The organism is Pseudopedobacter saltans DSM 12145, from assembly GCF_000190735.1.
Lineage (GTDB): Bacteria > Bacteroidota > Bacteroidia > Sphingobacteriales > Sphingobacteriaceae > Pseudopedobacter > Pseudopedobacter saltans.
Genome location: NC_015177.1, coordinates 4,157,367 through 4,181,823 on the forward strand (window position 1 = coordinate 4,157,367; position 24,457 = coordinate 4,181,823).

The following is a 24,457-nucleotide window of genomic DNA, read 5'->3' on the forward strand; positions in this document are numbered from 1 at the left end:
CTAAACAGATGATTTTTAATCTGCCATTATTAATTCCTCTTTTTGATATTGAATTACCGGTGCAGTCTGGCCGTCGTAACGAATGATAAGCTGCCCTTTTTTAGGGAAAATACAATTAGATTCCACCCAAAAATCCCAATCGAAACTAATGTCCAAAATTACAAAGCGGTATTTCTGGTGATTTAACCTTAAACGCTCGATTATTCTGTTGCTTTCCCCTTTTTCAAGTTCCAGCCCAAATAGGTTTTGGGGTCTTTGCTTACTATATAAATAGTAATCTATTGCAAAAAACTCTTTAATGTACTGGTCAGTACTGTAGTTTTCTTTAGTAAAATCATATATACCATTGAATATATCTGCCAGAGAGTGCTTATGGAAGATATAGTTTTTATCAAAATGTCTGCCCAGTTCCATTAAGTAATCGAAAATACTATGGTTCTCTGCTACATATTTTAGGGTATGTATGGCTCTTTTTTTATTCCAGTAAATCTCAAGCGCATTTTCCATTAAGGTAATGTCGTGAAGTTCCCTTTCGCTTAGGAAATCGCTTTTTATAATTTGATACGGCGGGTTTGGGTCGAAAACATAACCATACTGTTCGTATTTCTCTCTCACCGGCGTACCCTTCAGGAATTTCAGGAAACCCAATTGAAGCTCGGGTGGATATAATTTGAATGTGGATTCGAAGCTGAATTTAAGATCTGCCAGATATTCCAAGGGTAATCCAACAATAAGATCAAGGTGCATTTCTATGCGTTCGTCCAGTTGTTTGATGATACTGCTGGTCTTTTGAAAATTCTGCTTTCTGCTAACCTCCAGATTACTGGCCTGGTTCACTGTTTGTATGCCTATTTCAAATCGGAATAAACCGGGAGGCACCTTTTCGTTTACGAATTTGATAATATCCGGATGCACAATATCTGCCGTTATTTCAAATTGAAAAACATTTTCCGGTCTGTAATTGTCGAGGATAAACTGAAAAAGCTCCAGTGTAAACTCTCTTTTGATATTGAAAGTACGGTCCAGAAACTTAATGGTCCGACCATGTTGCATCAGATACAGCAAATTGCTTTTAATGGTATCCATATCAACATAGCGCATTCGGTTATCTAAGCTGGCCAAACAAAATTCGCATTTATAAGGACAGCCCCGGCTTGTTTCTATATAACAAACTTTATTGTACAAATCTTCCGGTTTGTCGTATTGATAAGGATTTCTGTCGGTAAGTAATTTAATGTCAAATTGTTCTGTCTTCTCCCGATAGATAACTTCACCGTTTTCTTTATAGATCAGGTTATTGATGTCATTAAAATCCGGATAATTCTTCAAGAACTTTTCGAACGGAATTTCTCCTTCTCCAGTAATTATAAAATCGACCTGATGCAGCTGAATGATATCCTGCCATTCGTAACTTACCTCGGGACCGCCAAGTAATATTTTTGTTTCAGGATTTATCTGTTTAATTCTTTCAGTTACAGCAAGGGTTTCGGTAATATTCCAGATATAGCAACTAAAACATACGACATCAAATTGCGCACAGTATTGAGCTATCTCATCGAAATCAGTTTTAATGGTAAATTCTTTCCAATGGAGATCAGATTGATCTTTATTCAGATCATACAAAATCCTGATAGCCAAATTAAGGTGGATGTATTTGGCATTTAATGTTGTTAGAAGTACACTCGGCTTAATCACACGCTAATATAGTACAAAATTCGCAGCTGTTAAAAAGTACAGCTGCCCATGCCTATTGTGGTTTTAAATATTGCCTTTATTTGAAATAAGGAAAAATAAATGACAAGTTATTCAATTAATAGTCGTACTTTGCATACATATTATTTATTAACGGGCTTCTGCCTTTGCTTTTTCTGTTAAAGTTTAGAATATAATTTCTCCTCTCTCAGTTTTCGCTTTTCCAGCTGCCATAATTTTCAGTAGATGATCCTGATAAAAGAAGGTAGATGGAAGATTTGCAATCAGGCCATTTCGTGAATAAATTTTATAAACCAATTTCTTATATTTATGTAATTGGTTAAGGTAAGGGCAATCGCCTGGTGAACGTTTAGGCTTTTTCAACTGAAGCTAATGGTGTTGCAGGCAGATGTAGATTGATGTAATTTATTAAAACATTATAAAGTATATGGCAGATTCGTTTGCGAAAAAAGAAAAAGAAAAGAAAAGAGCGAAGAAAAAGCAGGATAAAGCTGAAAAGAAAGAAGAACGTAAATCAAATAATAATAAAGGGAAAACCCTTGATGATATGATTATGTATCTGGATGAGAATGGGAATTTTACCAGTATTCCACCGGATCAGCAGAAGAGGACAAAGATTAAAGTCGAAGACATACAGATCGGCGTTGCAAGAATGGAAGAAGAAGAGGAGACAGAAAATACCGGCGTGGTTACTTCATTTTTTAGTGATAAAGGATACGGTTTTATTAAAGAAGATAAAACCAACGAAAATATTTTTGTTCACAGTAATAATTTAACGGAAGCTGTGAAAGAAAGGGACAAAGTGACCTTTAAAAAGGAAATGACTCCAAGAGGCTATGCCGCCATTGAGGTCAGAAAAATCAAATAAATATTTATAATTAAAACAACAACACAATGAAAGAAGGCAAAGTAAAGTTCTTTAATGAAACAAAAGGTTTCGGATTCATCACTCCATTGAATGGTGGTGACGATATTTTTGTTCATTCATCCGGCTTAGAAACTGAAATTCGTGAAAACGATGTAGTAGTTTTCGAAGTAGAAAACGGAAGAAAAGGGCTAAATGCAGTTAACGTAAGACTAGCTTAAACTTAATTATATTAAGTACGCTATGAAAAACAAAAGAAAGCTCCATAAGGAGCTTTCTTTTTTGATATCATTTTTTCTGTCCGATCCCAATTTAAGAGGCGTTTGCTTTTAGTCTTCTAAAACTTCTTTTTAGCATAAGGGGCGTGGTTAAGGTCGTTAGAACCCCCATAATGACAAGAATCGAAAAAACCTCATTGTTTATCAAACCGGCTTTATAAGCGATATTCGCAATCACCAGTTCCATAATCCCCCTGGCGTTAAGCCCTATACCCATAACCATAGCTATTTTGCTGTTAAGTCCTGCAAAGGTTCCGCCAAGATAACCACCAATAATTTTAGAGAAGTAAGAAACCAAAATCACGCTGATTAATAAGCCGATATTCGTTATGGATGAGATATTGAACTCTAATCCAATACCGGCAAAGAAAATTGGCGCCAGAAACCCCATGGCCAAGCTGCTGGTGGTAGCTTCTATGTTTTTTAGATTCTGTTTTCCTATTAAAGATTCGCTGATGAGCATAGACGCAAAGAAAGCACCTATAATAAAATGGAAACCCAATGCCTCGGTTACAGTAGAAAACAAAAGTACAAAGGCAAAGAAGATGGCAAAAAGTGGTTCTTTCCCCTTGAAAAAGGATAATAATTTGTCCAAAGAACTTTCTATATAATCACCTTTATTGATTAATCTTTTTATAATATAATAGCTTGTCCCCAGTACACTAATAAATACAAATAACTTTAAAAGAGATATCGAAGCCGCTTTGGCGATAGTTGCTACAGTCATGTCTGTTCCATTGACGTTTAATAATACCCCTAGAATTGTCAGCGCGAGTACATCATCAAAAATGGCGACAGAGATAATCTTTTGCCCCACTGCAGAGTTAATCATCCCCAAGTCCATTAAAATCCTGATGCTAACGGGAAGAGCGGTAATAGAAACACAAAGCCCGATAAATACAGTGGTCATTAAATCCAGCCCAAAAAGGTGTGCAATTGCAAAACCACTCAATAAGGGAATAAAGAAGGCACAAATAGAGATGATAATGTTTTTCCCCTTCAAAGACTTAAGAATGTCGTCTATGTCTATTTCCAAACCGGCCAGAATGACCAGGAGGAAGATTCCCAGCTCAGATATAACAATAATCTCTTCGGTTCTATGCACCAGGTTGAGCAGGCTTGGACCTACAATAACACCTGCTATAATTTCGCCTATCATCGCTGGTTGCTTAAATCGTTCGAAAACCTCTCCAAAAAAGCGGGCGGTCACCAATAGGATTAGCAGATTAGTGAAAAAAGGCAATTCAAAGTGTGGAATATCCAAGCTCATTGTTTTCTTGCAAAGATACATGTCTTCTGTTTTTTTAATATAAAAAAATAGGCAACTCTTTTTAAAGCAAGAGATTGTGCGAAAATATAATTGAACCGTTGTATCTGGAAAAACAGTATTTTTGAAATAGGTGCGACCTTCATGTGAAGATTATGAATATTGCTATTATAGGCGGTGGAATAGGTGGTTTAACAATGGCACTGCATCGCCAATCAAAGCTGGATTTTGGGTAAGGTGGCACACTTTAGTAATCCCATATTGATGTTCTCAAGGAATCTGGTAATGAAGCTGACTCCGGCCGCTATCAATTTAAAGCAACTGGAGGCCTTGTTTAGAATAACCTCCACTGAAAATAAATTGTAAACTGCTATTTCTCTGATGTGAGATTATAATTTATCAATCTAACTGACTTTCATAACATCAATTATGGGCTCATGTTTTACCGGGAATCTCACAGAGTTTGCAATAAAACAGAATTTGTTCGCCTTTTCATGCAAGGCGTAAGCCTTTTCCAGCATAGTGTGTTCTTTTACTTTAATTCGGGGATGTAATGTAACTTCTCTGAAATGACCACTGCCGTCATTTTTTTCTATCATAATGCCTTCTGCATAGTCGGTATATTCTAATACAATTATTCCTTCTGCGGAACATAAATGCAGATACCACAGCATATGGCAGGAAGAAAGAGAAGACAACAACAAATCTTCCGGATTGTGTCTGTTCGCATCACCTCTAAATGCCGGATCAGCGGAACCTAGAATATCAGGTTTGTTTCCAATTTCTATCAAGTGACTTCTTTCATAACTTTTGTAGTCACTGGTCCCCGAACCGCTATTCCCTGTCCAAACTATGGTCGCTTTATATTGGTGCGTTTTTGTCATGGTGTTTATCGACTCTAAGTTAAAAAAAAAGGAGTGCGAAGGCTTAGAATGTTTGTTTTTCCTGTTCAGGCGATTCAACGGCGAGCCAATTAGCTGTACCTTTCAAATATTGAAGGTTGATTTTTTTAGATTTGAAACATTTACAGATGACGCTTATACCCGCCATAACTTGTTTGGTATAAAACAGTTAAGCTCCAATCTGGGAGAATGGAGCTTAAACTAACCAATTATAAACCTAAATTAAACGAAAGGGCTGTAGGGGTAGGAGTCGAACCTACACGAAGTGGTTATTTCACCTTGCGGTTATTTCCCGAGCCTTCGCCACCGAGACAAGGAGGTGTGTCTGCCAATTTCACCACCCTACAGTATTTTTTTTCTTCTCCGAGACTCGCTCTCTTCCGTTGAAGAACATTACAAATGTAATAATTGATTTGTTTTTGTGCAAATATTTCAATAAAATAATTTTATTATTGTTATTTTTATAATAAATATAGAATATTGTTGATGAAATTGTATTTGTTGATTTGATTGCTAAGGTGATATTTAAGAAATGATAATGTATAGCGAAAGGTTTCTTATACAGTACTAAAAGATAATTTATCTTTAAGGAATAAAAAACGACTCTCACCACAACATGAAACGGCTGAACAGCCGCGGGATGGCACAGGCGAACAAGCATGTGCTAATGGCAGCCCTATGCTATAATTTGAAGAAATACCTGAAGTTTGATCGTAAGAGGCCTCTGATTTTAAGCATAGCTTTACAAAAAAGCAAGCCTTTGTTTGTTTGAAAGGGCCATATATAGTTTGTTTTTAGCCGATACCGGCTTCTTTAAAAATCCAAAACCTAAATCTTTTTTAAAACAAACCTCGCTTAAAAAGGCTTAAAACAAAGTCTGATATTTTGTATTTTCTTGGAAAATAGGGGTTGTGCAACAGTTACCGATGTTATAAGAAGTACTTTTTCTTGCAATATTAATAGTTAATGTAGTAATTAAAAAGCGTTTTAGATTTTGTTTTTTTGTAAAATCTCAGTACGAGAAATTATATAACCGGCTGTAAGACCTATTATTTCACTAACTGTACGAATAGTGAAACCATTTGTGAAAAATGTAACTGAACTAAAGAAAATTAAAATAAGTAAAATAAATAAGAAAATTTTTAATGTGGTTGAATCAGTTAATGGAGAAAATTTTGTTCCGAGTATTACACCAAAGTACATACCAGCACCACTACATAGTAGAGGAAATGTAAACTGATTAATGCCACTGTTAATGTCTTCTCCTGATAAAAATTCAATGGCAAATAATTGTCCATAATACATCATTAAGTATCCAAGTAAATATGATGTTATAAATACGGGTATAATAAGGGCTTTTTTTAAAGTTTGATTCATGTTTTAATTTAAAATATTAATCCTTGCTTTTTTTTGCGTTAGAAACCTTTCTGTCGTAAGGAGATTTGTTTGTAGGTTTTAAACTAACATTAATTTGATTAGATTTATTTCTTATAGAATTTTCTGAACGTTTTAATTCATGTGCTATTAATCCAGTAGGAGTATTATTTTTCGATAATTTTTTTAGTGTTTCTAAATCTTCTTTAGACCACTTCTTTCCTTTATTTTCAGGAGTTTTACTCATTATACTTAAAATTAGGTTCGTTTGGTTATCGTAATATAAGTAGTATTTCTTATAACGTTTTCGGGCTTTGCGTTCGGGCGGGTTTTGGAGCACAAAGTTTCAATTTATTACTAAAGTTCATTAGAAGTACCAAGCTTCAAGGTTGCACTTCAGCCCCGCCATATCGTCAAACGCCTGTTATGGGCTGCCCTTCTTGTCATTCTATCGTTTTTACTACATTGTCTAAGTTGTCAACCACTAACTTAAAGACAATTTTATTGTTTGGAAATAAAGTCTGCAAGTCTGTTCTAAGGTCTAAGAATGGTTGTAAAGCTTGATTGTCATTTGCAATTCCGTCAACAACAGAAAGTGAAAGTTCATATTTGTCATTTACCTTCTTTGCATAAACATATTTTGTGACTGATTTGTCAAAGAATGTTGTTTTAGTTAATCCGTCTGCTATCTGATTCACTTCCGTTTCTAAAATATTATTCCTGTCGAAAGCTATTTCGTGTTTCATTATTCCATATGTCTTTGTCGAAATGTTAGCGTTTTCAATACTGTCCGACAAAAGGGCAAATGCAAAAATTGGAATAATAGTAATTGCTAGTCCAATAATTCCAACTGTAATTGTTCTCCACCAACTATGTAATTGTCCGCCTTCATTTATATGTGACGAAATGTTTTGTCCTTGAAAATGTTGAACAAGATAATAAGCAATTGCAGTATAAATTAATGGAATAATTTGGTTAGGAATTTTAATATTGTCTGGGATAAGGAGGACACCTCCAAAGACTACAATTGTCGCAAAAATTGCATATATCCAAGCCTTTTTTGCTTTGTCAGTTTCATTAAATGCTTTGAAATTTTCAGCAATCAAATAACCAGCAGCTAATGGTCCACCGAGAAATGTCCCGACCCAAATAGCTCTGTCTTTATAAATTTTTTCAGTTGGTGTTTGAATGTCTAATGTTTGTTTCATTGTCTGTTTTTAGGGTTGCTTGTAACGTTTTGCAGCTACCCGAAGGGCGGGACTTTTACCACAAAACTTGATTTGAAAAACTATTGTTTGATTAACCACAAAACTGTCTTTGGAACACGAAACCCCGCCTTTTGGGTAGGTGCTGTTATGCGTTCGTACTTCTCTGTTATTTTTCACGTCAACCATATTTTTAATTCTTCTATTCTCAATGGAGGGTTTTGTCTGTGTAGCATTGCATGGCAGTTAGGACAAACAGGTCGTAAATCGTTTATGGGGTCAACTTGATAAGTTTTACCTACTGCCGCAACTTGTGTCAAGTGATGAACATGAATAAAATTTTTACCAAGTTCTCCAAAGCGTTTTTCGAAGTCAAATTCACAAACTGAACATGAATAACCGTAGTGGTTAATACATGCTACTCTTGCATGTGGATTTCGTTCATATCGAGTTTGTGTTATTTGGTTTGCTGTACCTTCTGTGTAAGTTTTCGTATTCTCATTGTCTGATGGTGCATAAGGGTTGAGCCTAATGTTTTGAGTTGTCAAAAAGTCAAACCAAACGGCTTCTAATTCTTCAACAACTTCAGGTTTGATTGAAATGCCTGAAGATTGTGGTGTCCATTGTTGTTTTTCTAAATTTCCAGTCTTTAAAATGTCCAATGTTAAAATAGGTTCTCTTTCAGGATTTAATAAAACTTCAAAATCAATTAGAACACGATAAACATCCTTGTCCTCACCACTCCAATGTTTAGATAAAAAAGGTTCTGATACAACATAACCTGCTGCAAAAATCCCTCTTGGTTCTGAACCAAGTCTCACTAAAAATGCTCTGTCTCCTGGTTTGATTGTCTTGTGACTTACACAACTCCATCTTTCTGTTACTTTTCCGCTGTTTTCAAGTTGCTCGATACTTTGCTCAAGAGTTGTCCATTTCCATTTGTCAGGGTTCCATGCAAAAAGAAACGTATTAATTGTTGGAGCCTTTTCAAATTTTTTAATTCCAAGCTTCTCAGTTGCGTCTTTATAGATTTCCCAAATTCCGTGCTTATTAATATCGTATTTTTCTACCTTTCCTCTGTTAATGTTAAACAACAAGTCGTAAGGCGAATTAGAGTTTGTTAATCTTGGTTTGTGATTTTCAGGATAATGAATTCTTGAGTCATGGTTTACAGAAAGAACAATTATTTGAGCAGTAATTGTGTCTTGATTTACATCTGTCCATTTACTGTTTATATATTCCTTGATGTCCGAATATGAAAGCTGTCCGTTGAGATTTTCAACAGCTTCTTTTATCATTTGCCAAACGTAAGTCTTTCCATTTATGATGTCATTTTATGTTTCCAGTGTCGTCACAGTATGACGCATAACAAACAGTTTTACGTAAAACGTTTGTAATACCTTATAAATAAAGGGTTTTAGCTTACTTAGTTACAAAAAGTACAACATAAGTACAACTTTTTGAATGTAGTGTATAATCCCAAAAAAGAAATTGAAAAGAGATCATTTTGATTACAAAAATGTTCTCTTTTTTTATTGTCTGAATTTTAGATTTTCTTCAATTACTTCCATTTGATTGCTGTACTGACTTTCAGAAAGTGTTCGTTTCGGTGCGTTAGCACCGTATTACACTGCATTACAACACCTTGTATATTGTCGATAAAAACCAAGAGAGTGAACTTTGTAAAAGCTGCAGCAAAGTATTTATTAACTCTTTAATTTTTAGTAAAATGGCAAGACAAAAAGGACTTATGAAGTATGTCGGAACGATTGGCGATGTGCGACACTTCAAGATAAAAGGTCAAAAAGGATTTTTCGCCGGAATGGTTGGCGGTCCCACCGCTGAACAAATCAAAACTGCTCCCGAATTTGAACGTACGCGTGAGAATATGAACGAATTTGGTGGATGTGCCAGGGCTGGCAAATCGGTCAGAACCGCTCTTTCTTCGCTGATGTCCAAAATGGCAGATAGCAAGGTTACAGGACGTTTAACTTCAGTAATGAAGAAAATCAACTTAGAGGATGGAACGGAAGCCAGAGGCTACCGTAAAGTCGAAATTTCAACCCAAAGAACCTATCTGTTAGGTTTTGAGTTCAACAAAGGAATTTCTTTGAGTACTGTTTTCAATGCACCGTATGATGTAGAACACACCGCAGGTCGTGATAGTGCAGATTTTATCGTTGCACCGTTCAATCCTGTGGATCTGATTGCTTCGCCAATTGGAGCTACGCATTTTCGTTTGGTTAATGCATTAGCAGTGGTTTCTGACTTTGTTTATAATGCAACTACAGGAACATATGATCCTGATGACATTGCAAACAACGAATTGAATATCGTTGAATATTCGGCTTATATTCCTTTGAATGCAGATTATGCAGGGGGAACATTGACAGCTACACTTCCCGGAACTCCAACACTCGGTGCGAACGTAACGGTTATTCAATGCATCGGTATTGAGTTCTTTCAAGAAGTTAACGGCACTTATTACACGCTCAATTCGGGTAACAGTTTACGCATAGAAGATGCCTTTTAAGCAAACCAATCAAAGCCTTCTATCTAGAGGGCTTTTTTGTTTAACCCTTAAAATTCAAAACGATGCGTACAAAGATCATAAGAGTTGCCGAAGGCAAGCAAAGTACATTAAGCCAGTTGTACATTGATGGCATCTTTCAATGCTACTTACTGGAAGATAAAATACGTGAGGTAAAAATACCGAAGCAAACTGCCATTCCTGAAGGAAACTACACGCTAAGGCGGAACACCTGGGGCGGAATGAATGCGGAGTATCGGCAGAAATTTCCGAAGCTTCACAAAGGAATGATTGAGATTAATGGACTTCCGAATTTCAGTTTTGTGTACATCCATATTGGAAATACATTCAAACAAACCGCAGGATGTCCGCTATGTGGTTTCGGTTTTGAATTGGTCAATGGCGATTATCAGGTATTAAGAAGTAAGGATGCTTATCAGATGATTTACCCGAAGTTGTTAGCCATAGCACAGGGTAATGAAAAAGGTATCAGCATCGAGAATAATTTCCAATTTTAAAAACGTGTATCAATGGAAAATGCAATCACATTAAACATCGTGTTCGGCTCTTTGATCAGTATGCTGTTGGCGATTGTCGCCTACTTCATCAAACAACTCCATTCCGATTTCAAGAAAATGGAAAAGGATTTAACGGAAGTAAAAACAATGGCATTACTGATAAAAACAGAGTTCAAAAACAGTTACGATTTGCTTAATCACAAAGTAGATTATCTGGAACACCGAGTAAACAATTTAGAAAAAATCATTTTAAAACAATTCAACAATGAAAAAGGACAGTCTTAATCTGGTCGAGCGAGTAACCGCTCCAACCCCGAAATGGTTTAAAATCATTAGGAACATAGGAATTACATTGACAGCCGTAGGCGGTGCAATCTTAACCGCACCCATTGCGTTACCTGCCACCATTGTAACGGTGGGCGGTTATCTGATATTGGGCGGAACTGTGGCGACTGCCATAGCTCAAACCGCAATGCGTGATGACAATGACGAAGAAACAAAACCGAACGAAAGTTTTAATGAACCTAAAAAAGAGTAAAAACACGTTTTTCGGTTTTGTCGTGTGTTTGAAATCCTGCCCATTTGGGCGGGATTTTTTGTTACACCTGTTTTCACTATTTTTATAAAACGGTGCTTTTATATTGCCTTTATATGTGGATAATGGTGCAAGTATCGGGCAAGCGGTGGGAACTGTAAAGGCAAAAGAGTGTAGCCCATAGGGCTACCACTTTAAATGCCTTGCAATGTAAATGCGTTTGAGTTCGGAAATCAAACGCAACTGTTCGTGTATGTGACGTTCTCTCTGCTCCAAAGTTTTAACCCTTCGAATATCATTTTTAAATACTTTTTCTTTGCCTTTCAAATGGCTTGCCTGTTCAAAAACGAAGTTTTTAAAATCGCCTATCCGAATGTAAGGAATGACCGAGCTAATAAGGAACTGATGAAAGGCTTTTGTTTTCCATAAGCCAAATAATAAGCTACGGTAAACGTCCAATTCTTCCGCATTACGGCAGGAAATAACAAAGCAATTCGGGCAAGGGTTATCTAACGGCTTGCCACTGTTTAAGCCTTTGGATAAGGCGTAAAATTCAAAATCCGACTTTTGATTTTTCGGGTTGTAAGTGATGATTTTAACGGCTTTCATATCGCACAACTTTTGAGATTAGCTCCGCTTTTTTCGTTGTTGTGGCTGAAAACCAAAACTTTTTTACAAAGAAAAAAACAGAAAAAAAAGAAAGCCATTCAATAGGTGGCGTGGCAAAAAATCCAAAAGGAAACGGAATAAGTCCCGAAGGGTGGCAAGGCAACAAAATCAATTTTGCGAAGGACCTTATTTGCCTTGCCATTATGCCGTAGTCTTTTGGATTTTTTATTGAGCGTTGGCATTGTGCGGAGCCACCTACTTTTGCTTTCCTTTTTATTCTTTTTTCTTTTGGAAAATGTCCAATGACTTCCTTTCGAGCGTTGGCAATGGGGCAAACACTTCGCAGTAAAAAATAAAGCATACCAATATCTGAAGCGTAGGAAAAAAGCAAGGGTATGAGGTACGAAATACGCTTGCTGTGCGGTGATGTAATAAGGTGTGAACGGAATGTAACGAAATAAATGAAGGTAAATTTTCCTTAGCTTACCGAAATGAAATGTAGTGCAATGAGTGAATACTTTATGCAGCACATTGGCATAACAAAACACTAATGCTTTATTTTTTTACTGCACCGCTGAAATGGGTGGTGGGGAGCGTGGCAAGAAGCGTGGGCTGTGCGATGGAAAGAAAAAATACGGCTTCTGAACCCTGAAAAATATCAGTGTTGGATTTTGAGCGTCGGGATATTTTTTCGGGGTGAAGACTATGGCATTGGCTATTTTGCATAATGTTATTATAGGACATTTTTGCGTTGGCATAGTCGCCTATAAGCGAGGGGGAAAATGTACTATAATGCCACATTATGTAACTTAGCTTCCGCCGATTTGCATACTGGCATAAACGGAACGGTGGTGGTGGTTGGAGTGCAGTGTCTTTTTGGTTTGTTTTTTTCGCATTGGTACAGCTCTTTGCTACCGCAGGAACGAGGATAGCAATGTGCTGTGGAGCATTGGCAAAAACAACGCAAAAAGTATGACAGTTGCAAACGGTGGCAATGCCATAGAAGACAGGCTAAGCGTTGGGCTTGTGCGGTTGGTGCCTGGCTAAAGCCGTATTTTTTCTGTGCGTGGGCAGAGCGTAGGGAATTTTATTTTAAATTATTTATTAGCCTTCTAAAATTTATATTTATAATATTTTGAACTTCTTCAGAAGTATTATTCCACAGATTGGATAAATAATCAATAACTTCTTCAAGCTCTCCAGGTAATAAAGGCTCACTTCCCTTATCAATAAAAGGGCCATCTGTTTCTGTTAACACATTTTCCTTTGGTATTTTAGATATTATTTTTCGACCAGATATAGATTTTATCATCGCAGGGTTAATAGAAAAATAATAGCCTGCATCTGATATATTCTCAATTAAATTAAGTCTTCCTGAATACCAATGAAAAATTGCATTTTGAATTTTATATTGCATTAATAATTCAAAAACTTCTTTTTCTGCCCTTCTAGAGTGTAAACTAAGTATTTTCTTTTTATCAGAAACCAACTTTAAAATTCGATTAAATGAAGCTAGTTGAATTTCTTTTGTTTCAATGCCCTCTTTAGAAAAGTCTAAGCCAACCTCACCTATATATGAAGTTTTAGACAGGTATAATTCAAATTTTGAAAATTCGTTTCTATGAAAGGTTGCATATAGAGGGTGCATCCCTAAAGCCATTCTTACATATTTTTTAGAGTGAAAAAACGGCAACCCCATCTCAAAATGACTAGGTAAATTTGTCATTGAAAAAACGACAATACCTTTATCCTCGCATATATCTAAAATAACTTTGGGATTTTTGTATAAATCAATATGACAATGAGTATCTATCATCTATAAGCCAGCTTTTGATTTTATGATTGAATTACCATTTAGATCAACCCATTTAGATAATTCAATTCTTGTTCGCCATACTACATCAACGTATCTATTAAGTTTATTGATGTTTTTTATTCCATTAACTATCAATTCTGTTTTAATATCATCTTTCGTTAATTTCTTTCTAAGAAAATCCAAACATATACCAACATCTTGAGTTTTCTTCCGCTTAAAAGGTATTAAAGAATCTATGTGACTACCATAAATTGTTGGGTCTTTTTGATTTTGCAATGATGCTTGGCGATAGATACAAGGCATACAAACACCACAGTGTGTTGCAGAACGATTTACCCAAGTTTTTCTATGACCTCTCTTCCCACAGGAATTTGAAAAACCAATTATCTTTCTTAAAAATTCTAAATCTTCACAGTCATCAACCATTTCCCCTTTCGTTTTAAATTCATAAGGGTTATATATATTACTATTAATTTTTAACGTACTTATAATTAAATTAGTCTTCTCCAATACAAATGAATGGGTTGTTCTCGTACTACAAGAAGTTCGCCTTGATGGACTCAACGGATAATTCAAAGATACTGAGCCATTTTCAGGAACTATAATCTCATTAATTTTTTTTCCCTGTGAAATTAAAAGTGCAATACCAATGAATAGAATTGAACGACTTCTAAAAGTAGTTTCTCGTTTTGTAGTTGTTTGAGACAATGTTACTTTAATAGAAGGAACGTAATTAAACTGTCCTTTATATTTAACTTCTAATTTATCCAATAAAACTGTTTGATCACTTAGAGGACCTTTCATCTGTGGATCATAATGTGACGCTAATAGGATTTTGTCTTTAGGATGAGTGCTTAAAAAATCAATTGCTCCTATCAAAGAATCTAAGCCACCTGAAAAAAGATTTACTTGCTTATACTTTTCTTTAAAATCAATAGGTAAGTCAATTTCTGGATTAACAAAATTGGACTCATAAAAATCAATTTTCCAATAATCCCCTGTTAGGAAAGAAAAAAGTTCTTCCAAATCATTCTTGACATTACTCCAAACCTTAATTTCTGACACGGGAAATGAAATGTTTAACTCTCTTGACCAACCATCTACTGAATTTTCTTTACGATTTACAAATCTATCTATCCCATAAACCGAGCAAGTCATAAGGAAAAAATCTCTAATTTCAGGATTTACTGAAATGGCAAATGGCAATAGTGTTTTGTAATCTGTACTAATGATAGAAGAGTCTCCATTTTCTTCTGTAAGTTTGGTATAAAGAATTCCGCTTTTTGAATCATATTTAGGAATTTCAACTTTAATTTTTTTCATTGCAGATGATTTTAATTATGGAATCAAATATTTTTTCAATTTCTTTTTTTCCTTCAGCTTTATTCCAGTCAATCTTTGATACCTCTCTTTGTTGATTTAAGACTTTTACTCGACCCAAGATGTCATTTTTTATAGTTTTAAAAGTTTCTTTACTTATATCTTCTCCCTTTTGTTGTTGTATTTTTTCTTCAAAACGTTGAGATAAATGTTCGAATATATAAAGTCCCCAAAAGCGACACAAAGTATCAGCTAGACCTTTACCATCGACTAATTCTTTAATAAGATCTTGATATTTAATCAAGTCATTTTCAGATTGGGCTGCAATTTCTTTCATAATTTCACAAGAAGCCTTATTGGCAGCAGTTTCATCCATTCCTTGATTAGACTCTGAACAATATATAAGCAGATAATCAATGACATCTTTAAAAGATTTCCCTTTGAGAGAACCAAAGCCTATATCCGCTAAAGTTTTATCTATTCCATTGGTTGCCACACTTGAGAAAAATCCTGCAAGTTTACCAGCAGACTTTAATCCAGCTTTGCCAATTGAAGATGATTTACCTGACGAAATAGCCTTTCGACCACCACCTGTTTTAACAAGATTTTTAAATGCCGAATTTATATGTTCAATTCTCCTATCTGATATTTTTTTAAATTGCTTAGAATTATCATTCACTAAAGGACTTTTATCATCATTCTTTTCATCTTTCTTAGTTTCTTTCTCCTTTTCTTTAGCTTCTTCATCATCAAGTTTTTTTTCTTGTTCTAAAGTTTTAGCAATTTGAGTTATTGAATTGGATAAATCACCCCAATTAGGTTGATTCGTAACACCTGGATTAATTCTTTGAGTAGTTCCCATTAATCAACATTATTTATTGCGTTATAAATTTGGCTATCTCTATCAAATACCTTGTATAGTTTTTTTACATCTAAATTCTTTGATTCAATCAATTTAAAATTTTGAGCAAGACTAAACGGAATTTGAGTATTATCTACTTTCTTAATGACTCGTTTATAAGCTTCGATAACGTTAGGACAATTTTCACTCATTAACTCTATAAAAGCCTCGTGTATACTGTCTTTTTCTGGAGCTTTTGTAAGTTCTTTTTCAAGTAAAGAAATTAGTGTTTCATAATCTCCTTCATTCAATTTTTCCTTAATCTCATTAGTTACGGTTCTTGTTAATGCCGAACCAGAAACTGGTTCTATTAACTTTTTAACCAATGACCTTATGTGTGGTGATATTAATGAGCTACCACTTATTGATGTTGTTAATTGATCACGAGTTATCCAATAATAATCTCTTAAATCTATTCCTGCTAATTTTGGCTCTGCATTTAGCCATTTTACTGTTTTTTCCGTACCCCAATCAGCAGAATATTTCTCTTTGATAATTTCAATACTACTTTTACTTGCAAGTGATTCTAATTCTTTAATTTCTTTTGGTTCTCCTTTTTGTGTTGATTGCCATTCATAAATTTGTCTAAATAAGCTTTGTGATGAATATTCAAGTACCATTAACTTAGCTAATATATCCATCTTAAAATCGGATATTTTCGCAACTCTAACAAGCCTATCTCTTAATGAATAGGTGTTTAAAAATCTTTTAATTTGTCGAGGATTACCTTTTAAGCCTTCAGTTATAATAGGTGCTAAGGAAGCTATTATGGATACACTATTTTTCAGTTTTTCTTTTTTATCAGATTCAAGAATTGAATCGATATCTCCTAAACCAAATACATCGTATCTGTTATTTTCTCGAGCTGAATAAAATGCTTCTAAAACTTTATTGAAATCATCTCCAAGTTCTTTTTGACAGAACAATAATGACAAATAGGTTTCTACTTCATTATCAGTTAATTTAGGTAGATAATAAGGGACTTGTATTAATTTTTCTAGATAATCACTAACAATTCTTTCATTTCGGCTTTCAACATCTGAAGAATTTTCAATACCATCTGTTTTATATCGTAGCTCAATTGCGTGTCTTACTATTCTTGGGTCAGCTCCAATAACGAAAGCAGTCTTATCAACATTTAAAAACAGTTTTATGGCTTCTAAGTTTTCAATTAACCTATCAGGAGTACAACGATCTAAATCATCAATAATCACAACAAGTTTTTCTATCTTAGATTTATCAAGCATTTTTTTGAAATCATCTCTAAATTCACGCACCATTGTAATTTCATCCTCTTCATTTTTTTTGATTATACTGCTCAAAAAACTTTCTGCTTCATCACCTTTCAACTTATTGGCTAATTCTGTAGGCTCAATTTGTGAAAACTCATTTAATAAGTATGGTATTAGTGAAACTCCCCCTGTTAGATATGCCGTTGCTGCTGGAACCGCGATCTTTTTAAAACCTAGCCCCATCAAACGCATCCATTTAACAGACTTAAATAATTTTACAGTTTCATCCTTGACTTTTGAACCTAGTGTTTTATGTTTTGCAAATTTTTCAATAATTGATTCTAGTAAGGCAGCTTTCGCATCATCATAGCCTTCAAACACCCATCCATTAAAATACAAAACAAGGGTACCATCTTTGAAACCATCTTTCGCATTACCAATTAGTTCCTTTTCAACTATTTTTAGAATACTAGATTTTCCACTTCCCCAATCACCAAAAACTCCAATTGTAACAGGTAGTACATCATTATCATTTATCACATCAACTATTAAGTCTGCGTGAACTTTAAAGCCTAATAAGTCATCAGAGGTTTCATTATCTGCCCACATAATTATTTAGTATTTTAAATTGTTATTTTATATCATTTGTACCATCCTTTTCCTCAAAAATATCCAACTCCTTATTTACCTCATCTAACAATTGTTTTTCGGTTGGTAAGTACAATTTGTATTGACTGGCTATGATTTGTTTTTGTTCTTCAGGAAGGGTAAATTTTACTACTCCATCATTTTTATTGGCACAAAGTAATATTCCAATAGTAGGGTTTTCGTGTGGCAGTTTTTCTATTCTGTCGTAATAGTTCACATACATTTGTAACTGCCCAATGTCCTGGTGTGTGAGTTTAGTGGTTTTGATTTCAATAATGACAAAACATTGTAGAATACGGTTGTAGAATACCAAGTCCACAAAAAACTCATCGCCCTCAATGTGTATTCTTTTCTGCCTTGCTACAAAAGAAAATCCATTGCCTAACTCTAATAAGAACTCCTGTAAGTGTGTGATGATAGCACTTTCCAAATCCCTTTCGTAATATGATGCTTCTCGCTTCAATCCCAAAAACTCCAAATACATTGGGTCTTTAATGATTTCTTTGGCATCAGAAGGCTGTTTTTCGTTTCGGGCAACTGCCAACACGCTTTCTTTATCGTTACTCAACAAAAGACGTTCGTACAAACTGCTGTAAATCTGCCTTTCCAACTGCCTTACCGTCCAATTGTTCTTTATTGTTTCAGCAATATAAAACTCTCTTTTATCTTGACTGTCAACACTTAGAAGTAGCTTGTATTGGCTCCAACTCAATTGTGCATACAGTGTATGCACATTCTCAAATGTGCGATAAAACTGTCTGTAAAGGTTTATTTGTCTTGTAGAAAAACCACTTCCGAACTCGGGTTGCAGTTGTTCTGAAAGATATTTGATAAGAAATGTTCCATAATCTGCCCGGTCTTTACCTTGTTGTTCTTCTTCAAAGATACGTTTGCCAATATGCCAATACATCTGCGTTCGCTCGTGGTCAACGGCACGAATAGCTTTGTCTCGCGATTGGTCGATAATGGCTTTTATATCTTTTATTATAGATTGGTTTACTAGCATTTAATTTTCTTGATTTTGAGCTATCACTTTTATTTTGAATTTTGGAGTATCAAATTTTGGAGTTATTGTAGGTAAATCTACTTTAACAGAAATGGGCATCGGAAAATCAACTCCCATAATAATGGCCTCTCCTGAGCCTAAAGAAGGTAAAAACGAAATTGTTTCTTTATTAGCTGTTGAACAAGCACTTGCTATCGCTTCTTTATCTTGATAATTTATAAGTCTATGTGTAATGAAGGTTCCCATTTGGCTCAGTGTACCAACAGGAATATCTCTTGGCATCTGTGTAGATAAACAAAGGAACAAGCCGTACTTTCGACTTTCTTTAGCAATATTATCAAAAGCATTTAATTCTGTACTTTCAAAATATTCATCTTTGACTTTTTTATTCAAAAACTGATGTGCCTCATCTACAAATAGAATTAGAGGATTTTCTCTAAAAGCATTAGTTCGAGCTTTATTTAGTAAATATCTACCTAGAGAATTTGCTAAGATTTCTCTTGCTTGAAAGTTATAAGGCACGTTTTCAAAACCTATTCTTAATATATTCTTATCTGTACTTGCTAAAAAATCGTTGATTTTAGTTATCAGATTACTTGTTGTCGGAGTATTAAACCCGAACATACCAGCATAATTATTGTCTGATATAACGTTATTCACACGCATTATTAAGCTTGTTGCATTTCCATAATTTCTTTCGTCTCTATTGTTTGCCCAACGGTCATTGAATATTTGAAAACATTCATTCCCTATTTGCCTATGAAGTAGATTTATGCTGAAATTATTTATTGTGAAATCTTCTATAATAGCTTTATAAGTAAAGTAGGCGTTATTATATGCCGCAGTAATATTATTTTGTTTTACAACTAATCCGTTATTTATAATTACTTGCTGCCCTCTGAATGTAAAAGTATCGTTAGTTCCATCATTATTGTGTCCATTATTAGGAATATTCCCTAATAAGCAATGAGCAACTTTTAACGACTTAATTGCTTCCAACAAAACAGGTTGTTGTACCTGTCCTGATGGTCTGAATAAAACAAATAAATCATTAATGGTTAAATTCTGGTATGGGAAATAACTTTCCGAAATAAGTATTGAGTGATCTACTTTTGGATGTGTGTCAAACGTTGCATATTCCCCAGTAGGGTCTAAAATAATTGCCTTTGCTCCGGTTTCTATAACACCTTCGATAAATTTACTTATTGTATAACTTTTACCTCCACCTGTTGTACCTACGACCGCACAGTGACGACTAAATATTGCCTGCAATGAAATATCTACCGGAACACTCTTATCATATATCAAATTTCCCATCCTAAATGTAGGGGAATGTTCGATATTTTCAGGTTTTATTCCAAAGGTTTTAAAATGAGTTGCCAAAAATTCGGCTGAACAGATAAAAACTTTAGAACCAATAAGCGGCAAGCTATTTATTCCTTTTTCTATTTTACTAGGGTCAAACAAATCAAATGATAAGAGAATTTCAATTCTCCCAACCGGATGAAAAGCTTTAGTGGAAAAAGTCCTTTCACTTAATTCTAACCGCTCTTTCTCTGGCAAAGATATTTCCAGCATCTTTCCTAGAAATCCTTTCTCTTCTCCTTCAATAACGATATAATTACCAACAAGACCTCCTCTCAAGACCTCCGCGTGATGTACAAATGTTTTCATCAAAACTGATGAAGGAAAATGAACTTTCACAAACGCAGGAGATACAAAATTTACATACCCCAAAAAATGACTATGATTAAAAGGACTACTACTCATAGTTTAGTTATTAGGAATGTTAATTACTATTTGTCTTGAGTCTTCTTGACTGTAAGATTTTAAATCAGGATAATATTTAGCAAAATCCTCAAATTTTTCTGAAACAATCGATATGTTGGAATATTTATTAGCAGCTTCAATAAAGGGTTTTAGGTTTTCATTCGCTTCATCAATATTTCTATTGATTATCATCAATTGAAAGCTTGGATTTTGTTCTAACGCTTCTATTATTGCTGTTACAATGTGTTTGTCTCCGAAACTGAACCCTATCGTAATAAGAAATACATTCTCCTTTCTTAAATTAGACTGAAACCTAGACATCATTTCAAAATAAGGTTGTTCATAAGAACTTTCATATTTCGACTGATGTGGGTATATCATCAATGGATTAATGGGATTTTCCTTTTGTACAATTTTATTCTCTTCTTTTTCCCAATTAACAGATCCGTGTAATTTATACAAATGAAAAACTTTCTGAATAAAGTTGTCTTCTTCTTTTACTCTGCTTTGATTTCTGGAAACAATGTCATAGTCATAATTTCGTCCGCTGAATATTCTTGGTTGAGAAAATGAGAATCCATCAATAACAACGAAATTACTTTCACAAGCCGCTTGCTCAAACATCAAATCATAATTCAAGGTAAATAGCTTAAATCTTGGTAAAGTAACTTTGCGTTTTGTGATTTTATTCAATAGCAGTGTATGAGGTGAGTTATCGGGTAAGTCCAATTGACAAGCATCTTTTATAAAATCTTTTATCCTGTTCACACAATCTTCAATATTGATTTCATCTTTGGAAACATAGGGTATGGCTGGTGTTGCCATTGACAATACCTTCTCCAAATTTTTAATTATAGAATCATCTTCCCACTTTTCATCATAGCCGATTTTTGCAAGTAGTTGACTGAAAACATCAGCTGTTAGCAGAGCTTCGGCATCATCCCATAACTCCGCCATTGACTTACCTAATTTATCATCTTTCCCCCAACCAATAGAAGAACCTGCTCCAGTAAGTAAGACAAGATTTTCAAACTGATTATTTAATGTTTGAGAATATTTATTACGCTTAGTGGCATTTGCGTATTCAATACGATTTTCACTAGTATCATCTTGAATATCTTTAAAATCGTATAGTTTACCATCAATATACACCTTAACATCATCAGGATTACTATCATCATATGCAACCTTACTATTATTGTTGAGTAAAATATACTTCATACTCGCATTTTATTAAATTAAACTACTTATTCACTATAATTTTCTTTTCCTAAATCATTTATGACCTTTAATAATGCTTTCCTTCCTATTTCTTTATCTTCTATAATTCCTCTTATTTTATCCGATAGCCATAAAACCATCAAATCATTAATTGGAGTATTCAAGAATTCAGCTAACTTTTCAAGATGTTTCTTAGGTAGTAAGCGATCTTCATTTTCCACCTTACTTATAAAAGCATTATCTAACTCTAAAGCAGCTCCAACTTCACGCAAATACAATCCTTTACTTTCTCTCAATTCTCTAATGTATTTTCCAAAAGCCATATTGAATTATTAAGACTTGTCTAAATAGTTCAAATTTAAGAAAAATAATGTAACAAACTACAAGTAAGTAGGATAACCTCATTTCCAGAAAAAGATTTTTTATTATTCCGAAGGAATACAAAAACGGATTTATTGGGATGTAATGGTGTAAATGGATGAAGGGTTAAGATTAGTTTGCTTTGATTGCGTTTGTTTTGGCTTGATATTTTTCGGTAGAAAAAAATGAAAATGTTTGTGTCGAAAAATACTTATCCTACTTATCCACTACAACCAGCGTAAACTAATGCAAACTGTACCGTTACGGATTATCAAACGAAATACTTGATTGTTCGGGTGGTTTTGGTGGTGGTTCTTTTTGTTTGTTTTTGTTTTCGACTTCTTCCCAGGTTAGTTCTTTTACGGCATAGACATAGCCGTTCTTTTTGGATAATCGTAGATAGCCGTATTTCTTTAATGCTTTTCCTAATTTCATCACCGTTCCGTCTGTAACATTGAGTTTGGCTTTGTCGGCTAACTTGGCTGCGATTTGTGTGGTGTTCAAAAAATTATTAGCGGTTTCTCTGTCCGCAATATCGAACCAAGTCAATAGTAATTCTTCTTCCGGACTGCGGATCTGGTATTGCTCGTTGTTCATATCTATTTCTTTGATTTCTTCCTGGTTGAACCAATAACGGAAACCATTTTTATACAGTTCAATTGCCTGTGCGTAAACCATATCGATGTCGATATTGTGAGCGTACTCTATATGTTCTACCTCAAAACAAAGAAATCTCCTCGAACCTGTGGTATCATTCAGAAATTGGGCAGTATTCACACTGCCTGCAAAAGAAGCTCTGCGTGGTAAGGTTTCATTGTTGTGTCCGTAGGCTTTACGCATACGAATATGTGTTTTTGTTATCAGTTCTTTGAGCGTTCCTATTTCGGTACGGTTCAGGTTTTCGAGTTCATCCAGATTGATGAGCATACATTCGGCTAAGTGAATTAAGGTATCTTTGTTGTTTGGGTTAATGGTTCCTGAAAACATATATTCTTTGAGTTCTCTTGGTATCAATCGTTCGATCCAGGTTGTTTTTCCTACGCCTTGTTTACCGCTGAATACAATTACGGTTTGATTGATGGCTTTTTCATTTGTGACACAAGCTACCATTGCTACAAACCATTTTTTGAAACAGATTTGCCATAATTCCTGCTTCGTGGTTTTAACTGTATTGGCTAACTGAGTGATATAATCGACCTCATCCTCATTGGTTTCCAGTTCCTGAAAATAATCACGGAACGGATCATATTGCTGACAATAATCGGAATGCAACAGATTTCGCAGAGTATTGATGTTGCATTTTACTTTTGCTTTGAGGATTTCTCTCAAAATAGAATTTTCGACAAAATCGGTAATCGGTTTCCAGAGATTGGCTTTGATGGTTTTGTATTCGAGCTTTCCGGTTACGATATTGTACCGAAAGTTGTACCTATAATCCAGAAATGTTTCTAAACGGTCAATGTAACTCGGTTTTTCTTCTTCCTCTTCAATATCCTCATTTTTCGCTTTATCGTTTTCTGATTTTGGAATGGTTGGATTACTGTTTTTACTATGTTCATTGGTATTGCTGTACGCACTTTTCACGGTTGCCATTACTTCGCTGGCATCATATCCATAATCAGACAAAATATAGCCTGTAGCTACTGCCAAGGGAACACCTTTGCGATTGAGATTATTTGCCAGCAGATGTACAAAATTGTTCCGATTTCCATTGATATAACTTTCTTTCTTTTCTGTAAATCGAATGCAATGTTCATATACCGCTAAATAATCATTGTTGATAGGCTCTGTTTTAAATGGTTCGTTTGTAAACGCTGTTTGTATTGGTTTTTGCTTGATTACCAGATAGACTTCTGCATCTTCATTCAAATACAAATCGGTATCGTAAGACACAAAACATAATCTAGTAACGTCTTTCCCTGATTTATCAATCGGAAGTTGAAGCAACTCTTCATAATACTTTTGTAATAGTAAAAACGCTTCTTTGTGATTTTCCTGTGATGAATTGACTTTAACCAAAATCTTCAAACCATTGCCCGAAGGACTTGTAAAGCAGGAAAAGGTATAAGGATTTTCTTTTGCTAACGCTTTAGCATTAGTTAATTGTTCCTTGGAAAGTTTATCAATATCCAAAACCAACAACGGATTGTAAGCGGTTAGATAATCGGGTTTTCGTCCGCCTTTAAAGGTTGCCGATGGAGTGAAAGCAGGCAAAGATTTCTTTGCCCGCACATACGCTTCCATTTTGTTTTCGGCTAATGATTTTCGCAGATAGGTAATTACATTGATGTATTTGCCTGTCTTGATGTCGTGGAGTACTTCAATGATTTTCTGGTTTTGCACGACCTCATTGAAGTTCTGAAAGATACTTACTACCATTTTTTTAT

24 protein-coding genes and 1 tRNA gene are annotated in these 24,457 nt (G+C 34.7%); 6 read left to right on the forward strand and 19 right to left on the reverse strand.

All coding sequences use genetic code 11. The annotated features are described in order from the left end of the window. Window positions 1-15: 15 nt before the first annotated feature. Window positions 16-1,695 (reverse strand): B12-binding domain-containing radical SAM protein, encoded by a 1,680-nt coding sequence (locus tag PEDSA_RS17480; protein ID WP_013634494.1) that lies wholly within the window; start codon window positions 1,693-1,695, stop codon window positions 16-18. Window positions 1,696-2,140: 445 nt separating this feature from the next. Between PEDSA_RS17480 and PEDSA_RS17490 the strand changes: the two genes are divergently transcribed. Both PEDSA_RS17490 and PEDSA_RS17495 read left to right on the forward strand, forming a co-directional pair. Next, complete coding sequence (locus PEDSA_RS17490) at window positions 2,141-2,581, forward strand: cold-shock protein (protein WP_013634495.1); 441 nt, start codon at window positions 2,141-2,143, stop codon at window positions 2,579-2,581. A 26-nt stretch (window positions 2,582-2,607) separates the two neighbouring features. Next, window positions 2,608-2,799, forward strand: a complete 192-nt coding sequence (locus PEDSA_RS17495) for a cold-shock protein (RefSeq protein ID WP_013634496.1) — start codon at window positions 2,608-2,610, stop codon at window positions 2,797-2,799. Window positions 2,800-2,890: 91 nt separating this feature from the next. On the opposite strand, the gene PEDSA_RS17500 is transcribed toward PEDSA_RS17495, so the two are convergent. From PEDSA_RS17500 to PEDSA_RS17530, 7 genes are all read right to left on the reverse strand, one after another. After that, a complete protein-coding gene (locus PEDSA_RS17500; protein ID WP_148233551.1) occupies window positions 2,891-4,126 on the reverse strand; it encodes a cation:proton antiporter in 1,236 nt (411 codons plus the stop codon). A gap of 401 nt (window positions 4,127-4,527) precedes the next feature. After that, window positions 4,528-5,007, reverse strand: coding sequence for an OsmC family protein (locus PEDSA_RS17505; RefSeq protein WP_013634498.1), 480 nt, complete (start codon window positions 5,005-5,007; stop codon window positions 4,528-4,530). Between the two features lie 253 nt (window positions 5,008-5,260). Beyond that, window positions 5,261-5,372, reverse strand: a tRNA-Asp gene (locus PEDSA_RS20185). Between the two features lie 640 nt (window positions 5,373-6,012). Then, window positions 6,013-6,402, reverse strand: coding sequence for a hypothetical protein (locus PEDSA_RS17515; RefSeq protein WP_013634500.1), 390 nt, complete (start codon window positions 6,400-6,402; stop codon window positions 6,013-6,015). Window positions 6,403-6,418: 16 nt separating this feature from the next. Further along, window positions 6,419-6,646 carry a hypothetical protein gene (locus tag PEDSA_RS17520; RefSeq protein WP_041537142.1) on the reverse strand — a complete coding sequence of 76 codons (228 nt, stop codon included), beginning with the start codon at window positions 6,644-6,646 and terminating at the stop codon, window positions 6,419-6,421. Window positions 6,647-6,842: 196 nt separating this feature from the next. Next, complete coding sequence (locus PEDSA_RS19720; RefSeq protein ID WP_013634502.1) at window positions 6,843-7,607, reverse strand: hypothetical protein; 765 nt, start codon at window positions 7,605-7,607, stop codon at window positions 6,843-6,845. Window positions 7,608-7,780: 173 nt separating this feature from the next. Next, a complete protein-coding gene (locus tag PEDSA_RS17530) occupies window positions 7,781-8,902 on the reverse strand; it encodes a DUF7669 domain-containing protein (protein WP_013634504.1) in 1,122 nt (373 codons plus the stop codon). Between the two features lie 431 nt (window positions 8,903-9,333). Here PEDSA_RS17530 and PEDSA_RS17535 point away from each other — a divergent pair, with 431 nt between their 5' ends. From PEDSA_RS17535 to PEDSA_RS17550, 4 genes are all read left to right on the forward strand, one after another. After that, window positions 9,334-10,137, forward strand: a complete 804-nt coding sequence (locus tag PEDSA_RS17535; protein ID WP_013634505.1) for a hypothetical protein — start codon at window positions 9,334-9,336, stop codon at window positions 10,135-10,137. Window positions 10,138-10,199: 62 nt separating this feature from the next. Further along, window positions 10,200-10,652, forward strand: coding sequence for a DUF5675 family protein (locus PEDSA_RS17540; RefSeq protein ID WP_013634506.1), 453 nt, complete (start codon window positions 10,200-10,202; stop codon window positions 10,650-10,652). Between the two features lie 12 nt (window positions 10,653-10,664). Next, window positions 10,665-10,937 carry a hypothetical protein gene (locus tag PEDSA_RS17545; RefSeq protein ID WP_013634507.1) on the forward strand — a complete coding sequence of 91 codons (273 nt, stop codon included), beginning with the start codon at window positions 10,665-10,667 and terminating at the stop codon, window positions 10,935-10,937. Next, window positions 10,918-11,190, forward strand: coding sequence for a hypothetical protein (locus PEDSA_RS17550; protein WP_013634508.1), 273 nt, complete (start codon window positions 10,918-10,920; stop codon window positions 11,188-11,190). Before PEDSA_RS17545 ends, PEDSA_RS17550 begins: the two co-directional genes overlap by 20 nt. 183 nt (window positions 11,191-11,373) lie before the next feature. Here PEDSA_RS17550 and PEDSA_RS17555 read toward each other — a convergent pair whose 3' ends face one another. From PEDSA_RS17555 to PEDSA_RS17605, 11 genes are all read right to left on the reverse strand, one after another. Beyond that, window positions 11,374-11,796, reverse strand: coding sequence for a DUF6943 family protein (locus tag PEDSA_RS17555; RefSeq protein WP_013634509.1), 423 nt, complete (start codon window positions 11,794-11,796; stop codon window positions 11,374-11,376). After that, complete coding sequence (locus PEDSA_RS17560; RefSeq protein WP_041537143.1) at window positions 11,783-12,157, reverse strand: hypothetical protein; 375 nt, start codon at window positions 12,155-12,157, stop codon at window positions 11,783-11,785. Before PEDSA_RS17560 ends, PEDSA_RS17555 begins: the two co-directional genes overlap by 14 nt. A gap of 726 nt (window positions 12,158-12,883) precedes the next feature. After that, complete coding sequence (gene qatD, locus PEDSA_RS17565) at window positions 12,884-13,612, reverse strand: Qat anti-phage system TatD family nuclease QatD (RefSeq protein ID WP_013634510.1); 729 nt, start codon at window positions 13,610-13,612, stop codon at window positions 12,884-12,886. After that, complete coding sequence (gene qatC / locus PEDSA_RS17570) at window positions 13,613-14,935, reverse strand: Qat anti-phage system QueC-like protein QatC (RefSeq protein WP_013634511.1); 1,323 nt, start codon at window positions 14,933-14,935, stop codon at window positions 13,613-13,615. Beyond that, window positions 14,922-15,794 carry a hypothetical protein gene (locus PEDSA_RS17575; protein WP_013634512.1) on the reverse strand — a complete coding sequence of 291 codons (873 nt, stop codon included), beginning with the start codon at window positions 15,792-15,794 and terminating at the stop codon, window positions 14,922-14,924. The genes qatC and PEDSA_RS17575 overlap by 14 nt, the downstream gene beginning before the upstream one ends. After that, window positions 15,794-17,674 carry a KAP family P-loop NTPase fold protein gene (locus PEDSA_RS17580; RefSeq protein WP_013634513.1) on the reverse strand — a complete coding sequence of 627 codons (1,881 nt, stop codon included), beginning with the start codon at window positions 17,672-17,674 and terminating at the stop codon, window positions 15,794-15,796. The genes PEDSA_RS17575 and PEDSA_RS17580 overlap by 1 nt, the downstream gene beginning before the upstream one ends. A gap of 22 nt (window positions 17,675-17,696) precedes the next feature. After that, window positions 17,697-18,719 carry a PDDEXK nuclease domain-containing protein gene (locus PEDSA_RS17585; RefSeq protein ID WP_013634514.1) on the reverse strand — a complete coding sequence of 341 codons (1,023 nt, stop codon included), beginning with the start codon at window positions 18,717-18,719 and terminating at the stop codon, window positions 17,697-17,699. Next, entirely contained in the window at window positions 18,720-20,282 is a 1,563-nt protein-coding gene (locus PEDSA_RS17590) for an ATP-binding protein (RefSeq protein ID WP_218916222.1), read from the reverse strand. Window positions 20,283-20,492: 210 nt separating this feature from the next. After that, window positions 20,493-21,710: an SIR2 family protein gene (locus PEDSA_RS17595; protein WP_013634516.1), complete on the reverse strand. Its 1,218-nt coding sequence runs from the start codon at window positions 21,708-21,710 to the stop codon at window positions 20,493-20,495. 26 nt (window positions 21,711-21,736) lie between these two features. Continuing rightward, window positions 21,737-22,033, reverse strand: coding sequence for a helix-turn-helix domain-containing protein (locus PEDSA_RS17600; protein WP_013634517.1), 297 nt, complete (start codon window positions 22,031-22,033; stop codon window positions 21,737-21,739). Window positions 22,034-22,331: 298 nt separating this feature from the next. Further along, window positions 22,332-24,449: a VapE domain-containing protein gene (locus PEDSA_RS17605; RefSeq protein ID WP_013634518.1), complete on the reverse strand. Its 2,118-nt coding sequence runs from the start codon at window positions 24,447-24,449 to the stop codon at window positions 22,332-22,334. Window positions 24,450-24,457 lie beyond the last annotated feature (8 nt).